Consider the following 13961-nt stretch of genomic DNA (forward strand, 5'->3'; position numbering starts at 1 on the left):
AACCGTCGACCTCTTGCATGCCATGCAAGCGCTCTCCCAGCTGAGCTATAGCCCCTCATCGCTGAGGACGGGGCGAATCTTAAGGGCGTATCGGAGGGCTGTCAAATTTATTTTCAACAAATTTGAAAGTTTTTTGCCGGGATAACAAACACTTACCGACAAACCCCGGAAAACCGGGGTATGCCCTGCCTCATCGACCGCTTAAGCGATCGCGCCCAACAGTTTTTCCCACTCCTTGTTTTCCTTCTTCGACACGCCACCGAGCAGATCGATGGCCTGGCGCAGACGGAAACGAGTGAGGTCCGGCCCGAGGATTTCCATCGCATCGAGCACCGATACCGAGCTGGCCTGGCCAGTGATGGCGGCGAACATCAACGGCATGGCGTCGCGCAGCTTCAACTCCAGGGATTCGACAACGGCCTGGATGGTCGCGGTGATGCTGTCCTTTTCCCACTGACGCAAGCTTTCCAGCTTCCACAGGATCAGTTGCATCAACTGGCGCACCTGGTCGCCCGAGAGCTTCTTGGATTCGAACAGCTTCGCGTCCGGCGTCACCCCACCGGCAAAGAAGAAACCGGCCAACGGAGCGATCTGGCTGAAGGTCTCTACCCTGCCCTGCACATGGGGCGCGATCTTCATCATGTATTCAGGGTTCAACGCCCACTTCTGCACGCGTGCGGCGAATTCTTCTACCGGCAGGTCCCGCAGCCACTGGCCGTTGAGCCAGGACAGCTTCTCGATGTCGAAGATCGGTCCACCCAGGGAGACGCGGGACAGGTCGAAATGCTCGACCATTTCCTGCAGCGAGAACTTCTCGCGCTCGTCCGGCATCGACCAGCCCATGCGGCCCAGGTAGTTGAGCATCGCCTCGGGCATGAAGCCCATGCGCTCGTAGAAGGTCACGGACGTCGGGTTCTTGCGCTTGGACAGCTTGCTCTTGTCCGGGTTACGCAGCAGCGGCATGTAGCACAGCTGCGGTTGCTCCCAACCGAAGTATTCGTAGAGCAGGATCAGTTTCGGCGCCGATGGCAGCCATTCTTCACCACGCAACACGTGGGTGATGCCCATCAGGTGGTCGTCGACCACGTTCGCCAGGAAGTACGTCGGCAGGCCGTCGGTCTTCATCAGCACTTGCATGTCCATGCGATCCCATGGGATCTCGACGTCGCCGCGCAGCATGTCAGGCACCACGCAGACGCCTTCGGTCGGCACCTTCATGCGGATCACATGGGGTTCACCGGCCGCCAGGCGACGGGCCACCTCTTCCTTGGACAGCAGCAGCGCACGGCCATCGTAGCGTGGGGTTTCGCCACGGGCCATCTGCTCGGCGCGCATCTGGTCCAGTTCTTCGGCGGTGCAGAAGCACGGGAACGCATGCCCCATGTCCACCAGTTGCTGGCAATACTGCTTGTAGATCTCGCCGCGCTCGCTCTGGCGGTACGGACCGTGCGGGCCGCCAACGTCCGGGCCTTCGCTCCAGTCGATGCCCAGCCAGCGCAGGGCGTCGAAAATCTGCTGCTCGGACTCACGGGTCGAGCGCAATTGGTCGGTGTCTTCGATCCGCAGGATGAACTCACCGCCATGCTGCTTGGCAAAGCAATAGTTGAACAGAGCGATGTAAGCGGTGCCGACATGGGGATCGCCGGTGGGCGAAGGCGCGATGCGGGTACGGACGGTGGTCATGGCATGTCTCGGAAAGAAGGTAAAAGCGAAGATCGAACAGGGGGCGAATGGTAACAGGCGATGGCGGGCGGGCTCCAGTCAGAGCGGGATTTGTATGGCATTTGGCAGACCGCGTCGCTTCATTCGCGAGCAAGCCCCCCCCACATGGGACACATACCCTCTGTGGGAGCAGGCTTACTCGCGAAAGAGCCCTGAAGACCAGCGCAAACCTCAGACAGTCAGCAATCGCTCGCGCAACTTGCCAATCTCGTCGCGCAATTGCGCCGCCGCTTCGAACTCCAGGTCCCGGGCCAGTTGGTACATTTTCTCTTCCAACTGGCGGATACGCTTGGTGATCTCGCTGGGTGAGCGCAGTTCGGCTTCGTAGCGGGCACTTTCTTCGGCGGCCTTGGCCATGCCCTTGCGCTTTTTGCTGCGCGAGCCAGGCACGGTGGCGCCTTCCATGATGTCGGCAACGTCCTTGAACACCCCTTTGGGCGTGATGCCATTGGCCAGGTTGAAGGCGATCTGCTTATCGCGACGGCGTTCGGTCTCGCCGATGGCCCGCTCCATGGAGCCGGTAATGCGGTCGGCATAGAGAATCGCCCGGCCATTGAGGTTACGCGCGGCGCGACCAATGGTCTGGATCAGCGAACGCTCGGAACGCAGGAAACCTTCCTTGTCGGCATCGAGGATCGCCACCAGGGACACTTCCGGCATGTCCAGGCCTTCGCGCAGCAGGTTGATGCCCACCAGCACGTCGAAGGTGCCCAGGCGCAGGTCGCGGATGATCTCGACCCGTTCCACTGTGTCGATGTCCGAGTGCAGGTAGCGCACCCGCACGCCATGGTCGGCCAGGTAGTCGGTGAGGTCTTCGGCCATGCGCTTGGTCAGCGTGGTGACCAGCACCCGCTCTTCCACCGCCACGCGCTTGGTGATTTCCGAGAGCAAATCGTCGACCTGGGTCAACGCCGGTCGCACCTCGACTTGCGGGTCCACCAGCCCGGTTGGTCGCACCACTTGCTCGACCACACGCCCGGCATGCTCGGCCTCGTAGTTGCCGGGCGTGGCCGAGACGAAGATGGTCTGCGGGCTCACGCTTTCCCATTCGTCAAAGCGCATCGGCCGGTTGTCCAGCGCCGAAGGCAGGCGGAAGCCGTATTCCACCAGGGTTTCCTTGCGCGAGCGGTCGCCTTTGTACATGGCACCCACCTGGGGCACGCTGACGTGGGACTCGTCGATCACCAGCAAGGCATCGGCGGGCAGGTAGTCGTACAAGGTCGGCGGTGGCGCACCCGCCGGGCGGCCCGACAGGTAGCGCGAGTAGTTTTCGATGCCGTTGCAATAGCCCAGCTCCAGGATCATCTCCAGGTCGAACCGGGTGCGCTGCTCCAGGCGCTGGGCTTCCACCAGCTTGTTGTTCGAGCGCAGGTATTCCAAGCGCTCCTGCAGCTCGGCCTTGATGCCCTCGATGGCATCGAGCAGGGTTTCGCGCGGCGTCACGTAGTGACTCTTGGGGTAAAAGGTGAAACGCGGCAGCTTGCGAATCACCTCGCCCGTCAGCGGGTCGAACGCCGAAATGCTTTCGACTTCGTCATCGAACAGCTCGACACGGATCGCCTCCAGGTCGGATTCCGCCGGGTAGATGTCGATCACATCGCCGCGCACGCGGAACGTCGCCCGGGCGAAATCCATGTCGTTGCGGGTGTACTGCAAGTCCGCCAGGCGCCGCAACAACGCCCGCTGGTCGAGTTTGTCGCCGCGATCGACGTGCAGCACCATTTTCAGGTACGTCTCCGGGCTGCCCAGGCCGTAGATGCACGACACCGTGGTGACGATGATCGCGTCCTTGCGTTCGAGCAACGCCTTGGTCGCCGACAGCCGCATCTGTTCGATGTGGTCGTTGATCGAGGCATCCTTCTCGATGAAGGTGTCCGACGACGGCACATAGGCCTCGGGCTGGTAGTAGTCGTAATAGGAGACGAAGTATTCCACCGCGTTATTGGGGAAGAACGCCTTGAACTCGCCGTACAACTGCGCCGCCAGGGTCTTGTTCGGCGCCAGCACCAGGGTCGGACGCTGCACCTGGGCAATCACGTTGGCGATGCTGAAGGTCTTGCCCGAGCCGGTCACGCCGAGCAAGGTCTGATGGGCCAGCCCGGCTTCGATGCCTTCGACCATCAGGCGGATGGCTTCCGGCTGGTCGCCAGCCGGCTTGAATCGGGTAACTAGCTGGAATTCAGACATGACATAACCTCTGGTTCACTCCTTGTCGGTCAGCCGACAGGAACGAGAAGGACCGAAACGACGGATGTCGCCCGAGGAAAAAGCTGGAATGCACACAATGTGGAGGTGAACGCCTTGGCTTTCAAGACGAACGTCCTACACGCCTTGAAGACTTTGACGCGGCGAAGGGACTAACGGTCGAAAAAAAACGAAAATACTTACCGCAAAAGCCGAATCGCCTGTCGCAGTGCTCCGTGATGGCCTCTATACTAGCTCCCCGTTTGTGCACCGCTCTAGTGCATCCGGCTGGAGCGCGACACGTCCCCCCCCTACTCCATTCAGAGCCGCGCAATAATGAGCCTGTTTTCCGCTGTCGAATTGGCACCCCGCGACCCCATCCTGGGCCTCAACGAAGCCTTCAACGCCGATACCCGTACCGACAAGGTCAATCTCGGGGTAGGTGTTTACTGCAACGAGGAAGGGCGTATTCCCCTCCTGCGCGCCGTGGTCGAAGCCGAGACGATTCGCGTGGCTCAGCACGTTTCCCGTGGTTACCTGCCGATCGACGGTATTGCCGCCTACGACCAGGCGGTCCAGACCCTGCTGTTTGGCAAGGACTCCCCGCTGATCGCTGCCGGCCGCGTCATCACCACCCAGGCCGTGGGCGGCACGGGCGCACTGAAGATCGGTGCCGACTTCCTCAAGCAGCTGCTGCCTGACGCCGTCGTCGCCATCAGCGACCCGAGCTGGGAAAACCACCGTGCCCTGTTCGAAACCGCCGGTTTCCCGGTGCAGAACTATCGCTATTACGACGCCGCCACCCACGACGTGAACCGCACCGGCCTGCTGGAAGACCTCAACGCCCTGCCCGACCGCTCGATCGTTGTGCTGCACGCCTGCTGCCACAACCCGACCGGCGTGGACCTGAGCCCGGAAGACTGGAAAAACGTGCTGGCCGTGGTCAAGGCCAAGAACCACGTACCGTTCCTGGACATGGCCTACCAGGGCTTCGGCGCTGGCATCGACGAAGACGCGGCGGCCGTGCGCCTGTTCGCCGAGTCGGGCCTGACCTTCTTTGCCTCCAGCTCGTTCTCCAAGTCGTTCTCCCTGTACGGCGAGCGCGTGGGCGCGCTGTCGATCGTCAGCGAATCGAAAGAAGAAAGTGCCCGCGTGCTGTCCCAGGTCAAGCGTGTGATCCGCACCAACTACTCCAACCCGCCGACCCACGGCGCCAGCATCGTCGCCGCCGTACTCAACAGCCCTGAGCTGCGCGCCCAGTGGGAAGACGAACTGGCTGAAATGCGTCTGCGGATCCGCGGTATGCGCAACCAGATGGTCGACATGCTCGCCAAGGCCGCGCCGCACCACGACTTCAGCTTCGTTGCACGCCAGAGCGGGATGTTCTCCTACTCCGGCCTGACCGTTGAACAAGTGACGCGCCTGCGCAACGAGTTCGGCATCTATGCCCTGGACACCGGCCGCATCTGCGTGGCGGCGTTGAACCAGAACAACATTGAAGCGGTAACCAAGGCGATCGTTCAGGTGATCTGACACGCGGCGCCAGGAAAAATGGGAAGCCATCGAGCTTCCCATTTTTTTTGAAGCGTACCTCGCCCCAACCGTCAACTCACGCTTGACTTCTCTTTTCCAATCAGTAACATACGCGCCATTCCGCGATAGCTCAGTTGGTAGAGCAAGTGACTGTTAATCACTGGGTCCCTGGTTCGAGTCCAGGTCGTGGAGCCAGACAAGGTTCCAGAGAAGGCTTTCAAAATCTCTGGAACCACCCGAAAAACCCGCCCCATGGCGGGTTTTTTCGTTTCTGGCGTTCAAGGACAGGAGCCGCCGCCCGGCATCGACCGTGACCCCGGGGTCTATCGATACACAGGATGACGACGACACAACGTCACCACCTGTTCGCGCACCTCGTGCGCTACCCGTTCGCTGCCGCCGGACGCCAGTGCGTCCAGCACATCACAGAGCCAGCCGGCCAGTTGCTCGCACTCCGGCACGCCGAACCCGCGGGTGGTCACGGCCGGGGTGCCGATGCGCAGTCCCGAGGTTACGAACGGCGAACGTGGATCGTTTGGCACCGAGTTCTTGTTGGCCGTGATGTAGGCATCACTCAGCGCGGCATCAGCTTCCTTGCCGGTGTAAGGCTTGTCGGACAGATCGATCAACATCATGTGGTTGTCAGTCCCCCCGGAGACAATCCTGTAGCCACGCCGTTGCAGCACCGCGGCCATGGCCCGGGCGTTGATCACGACCTGCTGCTGATAAGCCTTGAACCCGGGCGCCAGCGCCTCCTTGAAGGCAATGGCCTTGGCCGCGATCTGGTGCATCAGTGGACCACCCTGGACACCCGGGAACACCGCCGAATCGAGCTTCTTGTAGAACGCCTCATCCTGGCCCTTGGACAGGATCAAGCCGCCTCGGGGGCCGCGCAGGGTCTTGTGGGTGGTACTGGTGACCACATGGGCGTGGGGCAATGGGTCCGGATACTCGCCCGCCGCCACCAGGCCCGCGACGTGGGCCATGTCGACCCAGAAAATCGCCCCGACCTTGTCGGCGATGGTTCGCATGCGAGCCCAGTCCTTGTGGCGCGAGTAGGCGGAGAAGCCACCAATCAGCATTTTCGGTCGGGTTTGCAGGGCAATGCGCTCCATCTCGTCGTAGTCGATCAGCCCGGTCTGCGGGTCGAGGCCGTAGGGAACGATGTTGTAGTGCCGGCCGGAGAAATTGGACGGATTGCCGTGGGTCAGATGACCACCCTGGGCCAGGTTCATCCCCATCACGGTGTCGCCCGGATTGATCAACGCCAGGAACACCGCGGCGTTGGCCTGGGCACCGGCGTGCGGCTGGACGTTGGCGTAGTCGCAATCGAACAGCGCCTTGACTCGCTCAATGGCCAAGCGCTCAGCCACGTCGACGTATTCACAACCGCTGTAGTAACGCTTGCCCGGATAACCTTCGGCGTACTTATTGGTGAACACCGAGTTCTGCACCGCCATCACCAGCGGGCTGGCGTAGTTCTCGGATGCGATCAACTCGACGTGATCTTCCTGGCGGCGCTCTTCGCCATGAACAGCCTCGCACAGATCGGCATCGAACGCGGCGAGGCTCAGGGATGTGTCATACATGATGATAGGGTCCTGGGGATGGGAGAAATAAACCGGCTGCCATGCTTGCCGCGACAAGCGCCGCGCAGTTCCAGCCGGTCGGGAATCAATGAGCGTCGGAGTGCCGCTAGCCGTGCCCCCCGGGGCCGGCATCCGCCGTAGGCCAGTAATAGGCATCCGGCATGGCGCGCGCACCGAAAATGGCCTGACCGACACGCACCACGGTCGCACCTTCTTCGATGGCGATTTCGAAATCACCGGACATGCCCATGGACAGCTCCTCCAGCCCGATACCGGGCGGAACGTCTTGGCGCAGGCGCTCGCGCAACTCACGCAGGCGCACGAAACAAGGGCGGACCCGGCTGATGTCGGCCGAAAACAGGGCCAGCGTCATCAGGCCGCGCACACGCAGCGCCGGGAACGCAGGCAGCGCACGCAAAAAGCCGGCAACCTCTTCCGGGGCCAGGCCGTACTTGCTCACTTCTGCGGAGGTGTTGACCTGGACGAACACATCCAGCTGTCGACCTTCGATGTGCAGGCGACGATCCAGCGCCTCGGCCACACGCAGGCTGTCCAGCGCCTGGAACTCGCTGGCGAAACGTGCCACCTGCTTGACTTTATTGGTTTGCAGATGGCCGATGACCGACCATTGCAGGTCCGTCAGATCGGCCATGGCTTCCCATTTGCGCTGCGCTTCCTGCACCTTGTTCTCGCCCAATAGCCGGCAACCGGCGGCATAGGCCATACGCAGGTGGGCTTCGTCGAAGGTTTTGCTCACCGGCAGCAGGCGCACACTCGCCGGATCACGACCGACCCGCTGGCAGGCGCTGGCGATGCGCTGCTGCACAGCCGCCAGATTGCGGCGAAAGTCCTCGACGCTGCTGGCCTGCGGGTAGCGACCATGCTGCTCGTGCAGGGTCAGGGTACCGGCGGCGACTTCATCCATTCGGGCTTGCATCAGGTGACGGCTCCTTGCAATAGCGATAGGCAGAGTCTACGGATAAACTGGCCTGCCCTTGCAGGCCAATTTATCCCCATGAGGCAGACCGCATGACGAAGACCTTCGAGCTCGAAACGCTGAAGATACGACTCAACGATGCGGAGTTTCAGCGGCTGGATCTGCATCAGCGGATTCAACGCGCCCTGTGCACACTGATCCTCGAAGGCGCCCTGGCCCCTGGCCTGAAGCTGCCGGCGACCAGGGTCCTGGCCAAGACGCTCGCGGTTGCCCGGGACACGGTGGAAAACGCCTATGTGCAATTGCACCGCGATGGCTTCATCGTGCGGCGCGAGGGCTCGGGCAGCTATGTGTCCGAGACGATTGGCGCCGAATTGCGTGGAGCGGCGCGCCGTCGAATGAAACTGCAAGACACTCGGCGCAGCGAGGCGCCACCCGGAACAGGCTTGAGCCGACGCGGCCGGATGATTCTCGACAGCGGCGGTGTCAACGACCAGCAAGTGATCAAGGCTTTTGCCACGGGGCTGCCGGAAACCCGCACCTTCCCCACCGAGCTATGGGAACGCCTGCAACGCCAGGTCATGAAAGACTATCGCGGCAGTGTCCTGCTGCATGGCGACCCGCAAGGCGCCGAGCCTTTGCGCAAGGCGATCGCCACCTACTTGAACCTCGAACGCGGGGCCAAATGCACCCCTGATCAGGTCCTGGTGTTAAGCAGCACTCGCCAAGCCTTGTTCCTGTGCGCCCAGCTGCTCGTGGACGCCGGCAAACCGATCCTGCTGGAAAACCCGGGCTACTACGGCGCCAGGAAGGCTTTTGAAGCCGCCGAGGCCAAGGTCGTACCCATTGACGTCGACGCACTGGGCATACGCACAGACCTGCTGCGGGCAGACCGCAGCGGCGCCCAATGCGTGTATGTCACGCCCTCGCACCAATACCCCACCGGGGCAACCTTGTCGCTGGAGCGCCGCCTCGAACTGATCAACTGGGCGAGCGAGCACGGCAAGTGGATCATCGAGGACGACTACGACAGCGAGTTCCACTACGACGGACTGCCCACCGCGTGCGTGCAAGGCCTGGACCGGTACCAGCGCACGATCTACCTCGGCACCTTCAGCAAAACCCTCTCGCCGGGGCTGCGGATGGGTTACATGGTGCTGCCTTACGAGTTGGTCAAAGCCTTCACCTGCGCGCGCAGCATCATGGACGGCCACACCCCACAGATCCCCCAACTGACCCTGGCGCGCTTCATGGAAGACGGCCACTACAACGCCCATGTGCGGGCCATGCGCAAACTCTACGCCGGGCGCCGTACCACCCTGCTCGATGCCATCGGCAGGCACCTGGACGGCATCATCACCGCCTTGCGCCCCCAAGGCGGGTTGCAGATCCCTTGCCTGCTGGCCGACGGCTGGTCTGAGGAGAAGACCATTCAACAGGCGGCCCTCGCGGGGGTGCAACTGCCCGGCCTCAGTCGGCTCTACGCTGGTGAGCCGAAGCAACAGGGATGGCTATTGGGTTATTCGTCCCTGGCCGCCCATGAAATCGAAGCCGCCACCCAGCGCCTGGCCCACGCGCTGGGCCGCCTCCCTTCCTCGATGGCCAGATAAGCCTGCCCGAGGTCGCTACCGGAACAATAATCCGGCGCCAAAAAGGCATTATGGTCCGGATCCTGCTTTCTTTTTCCTACAACCTCAGCTGTCACATGCGCGTCACGGCCCTGCCGCAAGCTGGCGCTGTCCGTCACGAACAGCTTTTGATAACAACAAGGACGAAGGTATGCCCACGCAAAATCCCCATCACATTGTTGGTCTGTGCACGTCCAGCAAGGTGTACAACGCGCTGACAGAGCTCAAGCAGCTGGAAGGCCACCGCAGCGCCAAGTTCCTTTCCCTGCTGACCGAAAGGCTGGTGCGCAAGGGCTTGCTCAACGAGCAGGAAGTGGTGCACATGCTCGATCGGGTCGTCGACTGAGCGGCATCGATTCCCATTATCGAGGCGGTTGATTTTTCGTCACCCCGGTTGAGTCGTAAGGTAACCCCATTGCTCGATGGAGGTTCCCATGCCCAAGGTTCAAATCATGTCTGTCATTGGTAGCGCCGTTCCCGCCCCACTCAGGGAACGCGGCCTGCTGGCCTGCTGGTATCTGGTGCGCGATGGCGTGACCATCAGCGGCCCCTTGACCTCGTTGCCCGCCGCGCAAGCCATGTCGCAACGCATCGGCCCTTATCTGTTGACGGCCTAGGCCTAAGGCAGGTTCACCCCAGGCCTGTGCTCGACGCCCCCCCCAACAGGACAGGAACAGCGCAGCGATCAGCGGCCCGATCACGAAACCGTTCAACCCGAACACCGCCAGTCCACCCAGTGTCTAAACTTTAGTCTGCCATGACTCGCCGGAGTGCCGTCGCGTTTTTCCCCGGCATTGACCCGGATCAATAACCCCTGGTCGATCGTGGCGTACCCTCGCCGCCTTTTGCGACCCGAATGCCATCATGACTCTCGCCGCCCCCGAACTCCTCGCCCCCGCCGGCACCCTGAAAAACATGCGCTACGCCTTTGCCTACGGTGCCGATGCGGTGTACGCCGGCCAGCCGCGCTACAGCTTGCGGGTGCGCAACAATGAATTCGACCACGCCAACCTGGCCCTGGGGATCCACGAGGCCCAGGCGATGGGCAAGCGCTTCTACGTGGTGGTGAACATCGCCCCGCACAACGCCAAGCTGCGCACCTTCCTCAAGGACCTGGAACCAGTGATCGCCATGGCCCCGGACGCGCTGATCATGTCCGACCCCGGGTTGATCATGCTGGTTCGCCGCCACTTCCCGCAGATGCCGATCCACTTGTCGGTGCAGGCCAACACCGTGAACTGGGCCAGCGTCGAGTTCTGGCAGCAGCAAGGCTTGAGCCGGATCATCCTGTCCCGGGAGCTGTCCCTGGAAGAAATCGCCGAGATCCGCGAGCACGTGCCGGCCATGGAGCTGGAGGTGTTCGTCCACGGCGCGCTGTGCATGGCCTATTCCGGGCGCTGCCTGCTGTCCGGCTATCTGAACAAGCGCGACGCCAACCAGGGCAGCTGCACCAATGCCTGCCGCTGGAAGTACTCGGCGCAACCGGCGGTGGAAAATGCCGTGGGCGATATCGTGCACACCTATCAGCCCGAACCGACCCTGGGCATTGGCGCCCCCACCGACCAGGTGTTCCTGCTCCAGGAAGCCAACCGCCCGGACGAGTCCATGCCGGCCTTCGAGGACGAACATGGCACCTACATCATGAACGCCAAGGACCTGCGGGCGGTCCAGCACGTCGAGCGGCTGGCGCACATGGGTGTGCACTCGCTGAAAATCGAAGGCCGGACCAAATCGCACTTCTATTGCGCCCGCACCACCCAGGTGTATCGCCGGGCCATCGACGACGCGGTGGCCGGCCGGGCGTTCGACCGCAGCCTGATGAACGACCTCGAATCCCTGGCGCAACGTGGCTACACCGAAGGCTTTCTACGGCGTCATGTGCATGATGAATACCAGAATTACCAGAACGGCAGTTCGGTCTCGGAACGCCAGCAATTCGTCGGCGAACTGACCGGCGAGCGACGCGAGCGCCTGGCCGAGGTGCGGGTGAAGAATCGCTTCCAACTGGGCGATCACATCGAGCTGATGACGCCCCAGGGCAACTTCCACTTCGATCTGCATCAGTTGCAGGACGCCAAGGGCCAGAGCATCGAGGTGGCGCCGGGGGATGGGCATGTGGTCTACGTGCCGATTCCGGAAGAGGTGGATTTGCGGTTTGGGTTGTTGATGAAGGATGTTGGTGACGGCACCCGCCCGAAATAAATCCGTGGCGAGGGAGCTTGCTCCCGCTGGGGCGCGCAGCGGCCCCATTACAGGACAACTCAATGGTCCTGCTTCGCCAGGTGTGAGGGGGGCAGCTTCGCCGCCCAGCGGGAGCAAGCTCCCTCGCCACAACTGCGCTCGACGCAAATCGCCATCGCGAGCAAGCCCGCTCCCACGGGGTATACAAGCACGGCTTGAACACGGCTGGAACTGCCGAAGGCTGCGATCCTCCCCTCCCGATAGGGCCCGGTTGCCCGAGCGTTGCATCTGGATCGAGAGTGAAAGATCGCAGCCTTCGGCAGCTCCTGCGCAACGTGCCGGATCAGATCCGGAACTGCCCCACCAGCTTGCCCAGGCGCTGGCCCAGGTCGGCCAGGCTGCGGGAGGTCTGGGCGCCGAGCTGGGTTTCATCGGCGACGCTGTCCACCGCCACGGCAATTTGATGCACGCTGCGGTTGATCTCTTCAGCCACGGCGGTCTGTTCCTCGGCGGCGCTGGCGATCTGGGCGTTCATCGAGTTGATGGTGCCGATCAGCTGCGCCATGGTATCCAGGGATGCCCCGGCCTCGTTGGCCCGCACTGACGTCCCGTCGCCCGCCTCACTGGAGCGACGCATCGCTTCCACCGCGGCATGGGTGCCCGACTGCAGGCGATCGATCATCCCCTGGATTTCCTGGGTGCTCTGCTGGGTCCGGCTGGCCAGGGCCCGCACCTCATCGGCCACCACCGCAAACCCTCGCCCCGCCTCGCCGGCACGGGCCGCCTCGATCGCGGCATTGAGGGCCAGCAGGTTGGTCTGTTCGGCGATCGAGCGGATCACCCCCAGCACACTGACAATCGAAGCCACGTCCTGCTGCAGGCTGTCCAGGGACACGCCGCTGCTGCGAATATCTTCCACCAGTGCATGGATCTGCTGGATGCTGCCGGCCACCACGCGCTTGGCCGACTGGCCTTCTTCATCGGTCTGCTGGGCGGCGACCGCGGCGCCCTGGGCGCTGCGAGCCACTTCCTGGGCCGCCGAAGACATCTCGTTGATCGCCGTCGCCACCTGATCGGTTTCGTGGCGCTGGCGCTCCATGGCGTGCTCGGAGCGCTGGGCCTGTTCGGAGACTTGCGTCACCAGGCCGGTCAGTTGCGAGGTCATCTCGGTGATCTGCCGCACCAGGCCGTGGATCTTGTCGACGAAGCGGTTGAACGAACCGGCCAGTTGACCGAGTTCATCCTCGCTGGTGATCGCCAGACGCCGGGTCAGGTCACCCTCGCCCGCCGCGATGTCATCGAGATTGTTTTTCATCAGGTTCAATGGCCGCAGGATGGTATTGGCCACCAATAGCCCTACCACTGCAATCACCAGCAACACCACGGCAGCGATGCCGACAATGCTCAGGATCACCCCTTGCACGCGTTCATGGACCTTGGCTTCCACCAGGACCACCTGAGCTTCGATACCATCCAGGTTGACCGAACTGCCGACGGCCATGTCCCACTTGGACAGGTATTCGGTGTAGCCGAGCTTGGGCACCAGGTCCTTGCTGTTGGGCAGCGGCGAGCTGTATTCGAGGTAGTGGGTACCGTCCTTGGCGACTTTCACCAGGTCACGGTTGACGTAGACACCGTTCGGATCGCGGTTGTCCTTGAAACTCTTGCCCACGCCGTCGGGGCTGTTGGCCTTGAACAGGCGCACGGTCTCGGAATCGTAGCCAAAGAAGTAGCCATCCTTGCCGTAGCTGATGCTGGACAGCAACTTGATCGCCTCGGCCCGCGCCGCGAGGTCACCGGGAGCCGCGGCATCGTACAGCGGCTTGATGGCAGTCAGGCCCACCGCGACATAGCTTTGCAGCGTTGCCTTGGCGTCGGCCAGCAAGCGCTCGCGGGTCTGCTGGACCTCTTTACCGGCCTGTTCCTTCAAGATGAACGCCGTGGTCAGGCTGATGACCACCGCAGAGAGCAATACCGGGAGTATCGCCAGGGACAGGACTTTAGCCTTCAAGCTCAGGCGCATGCTGTTCACTCTTGTTGGTGTTATTGGCGTGGTTAGCCGTATTAACGGCCGTGCACGGCAAAACTGTAGGCCAAGGTGAAGGGCTGCTGACGAGCTGTTGAACTTTAGGGCCTCATCGCGAGCAGGCTCGCTCCCACAGGGTTCGGTGATGTTCACAGTTTTTG

At 62.3% G+C, this 13961-nt stretch carries 10 protein-coding genes, 1 tRNA gene and 2 pseudogenes; 6 read left to right on the plus strand and 7 right to left on the minus strand.

Annotated elements, in window-relative coordinates:
- Positions 1-201: 201 nt before the first annotated feature.
- Both gltX and uvrB read right to left on the minus strand, forming a co-directional pair.
- Positions 202-1683 (minus strand): glutamate--tRNA ligase, encoded by a 1482-nt coding sequence (gene gltX / locus ACODSJ_RS21815; protein WP_489103714.1) that lies wholly within the window; start codon positions 1681-1683, stop codon positions 202-204.
- 210 nt (positions 1684-1893) lie between these two features.
- Positions 1894-3909: an excinuclease ABC subunit UvrB gene (gene uvrB / locus ACODSJ_RS21820; protein ID WP_489103715.1), complete on the minus strand. Its 2016-nt coding sequence runs from the start codon at positions 3907-3909 to the stop codon at positions 1894-1896.
- A 333-nt stretch (positions 3910-4242) separates the two neighbouring features.
- Between uvrB and ACODSJ_RS21825 the strand changes: the two genes are divergently transcribed.
- Positions 4243-5439, plus strand: coding sequence for an amino acid aminotransferase (locus tag ACODSJ_RS21825; RefSeq protein WP_260961908.1), 1197 nt, complete (start codon positions 4243-4245; stop codon positions 5437-5439).
- A 119-nt stretch (positions 5440-5558) separates the two neighbouring features.
- Positions 5559-5634, plus strand: a tRNA-Asn gene (locus tag ACODSJ_RS21830).
- Positions 5635-5762: 128 nt separating this feature from the next.
- Here ACODSJ_RS21830 and glyA read toward each other — a convergent pair.
- Positions 5763-7028 carry a serine hydroxymethyltransferase gene (glyA, locus tag ACODSJ_RS21835; protein WP_489103716.1) on the minus strand — a complete coding sequence of 422 codons (1266 nt, stop codon included), beginning with the start codon at positions 7026-7028 and terminating at the stop codon, positions 5763-5765.
- 106 nt (positions 7029-7134) lie between these two features.
- Positions 7135-7965 (minus strand): YggS family pyridoxal phosphate-dependent enzyme, encoded by an 831-nt coding sequence (locus tag ACODSJ_RS21840; RefSeq protein WP_489103717.1) that lies wholly within the window; start codon positions 7963-7965, stop codon positions 7135-7137.
- Between the two features lie 92 nt (positions 7966-8057).
- Between ACODSJ_RS21840 and pdxR the strand changes: the two genes are divergently transcribed.
- The 3 genes from pdxR to ACODSJ_RS21855 all read left to right on the plus strand — a co-directional run bounded on the left by pdxR (position 8058) and on the right by ACODSJ_RS21855 (position 10210).
- Complete coding sequence (gene pdxR, locus ACODSJ_RS21845; RefSeq protein ID WP_489103718.1) at positions 8058-9575, plus strand: MocR-like pyridoxine biosynthesis transcription factor PdxR; 1518 nt, start codon at positions 8058-8060, stop codon at positions 9573-9575.
- A 169-nt stretch (positions 9576-9744) separates the two neighbouring features.
- On the plus strand, positions 9745-9939 hold the full coding sequence (locus ACODSJ_RS21850) for a hypothetical protein (RefSeq protein WP_489103719.1): 195 nt from the start codon (positions 9745-9747) through the stop codon (positions 9937-9939).
- An 88-nt stretch (positions 9940-10027) separates the two neighbouring features.
- The gene (locus ACODSJ_RS21855) at positions 10028-10210 is read left to right on the plus strand and encodes a hypothetical protein (RefSeq protein ID WP_489103720.1); all 183 of its coding nucleotides are present in this window, start codon (positions 10028-10030) and stop codon (positions 10208-10210) included.
- Between the two features lie 42 nt (positions 10211-10252).
- On the opposite strand, the pseudogene ACODSJ_RS21860 reads toward ACODSJ_RS21855, so the two are convergent.
- Positions 10253-10333: pseudogene (locus ACODSJ_RS21860) on the minus strand (hypothetical protein); the annotation flags it as partial.
- A 124-nt stretch (positions 10334-10457) separates the two neighbouring features.
- Between ACODSJ_RS21860 and trhP the strand changes: the two are divergent.
- Complete coding sequence (gene trhP / locus ACODSJ_RS21865) at positions 10458-11795, plus strand: prephenate-dependent tRNA uridine(34) hydroxylase TrhP (protein ID WP_489103721.1); 1338 nt, start codon at positions 10458-10460, stop codon at positions 11793-11795.
- 322 nt (positions 11796-12117) lie between these two features.
- Here the strand turns inward: trhP and ACODSJ_RS21870 are convergent, their stop codons facing one another.
- Both ACODSJ_RS21870 and ACODSJ_RS21875 read right to left on the minus strand, forming a co-directional pair.
- Entirely contained in the window at positions 12118-12939 is an 822-nt protein-coding gene (locus tag ACODSJ_RS21870; protein WP_489103742.1) for a methyl-accepting chemotaxis protein, read from the minus strand.
- Between the two features lie 84 nt (positions 12940-13023).
- A pseudogene (locus ACODSJ_RS21875) lies at positions 13024-13797 on the minus strand (cache domain-containing protein); the annotation flags it as partial.
- Positions 13798-13961: the final 164 nt, after the last annotated feature.

This window comes from Pseudomonas sp. FG6 (assembly GCF_057809015.1).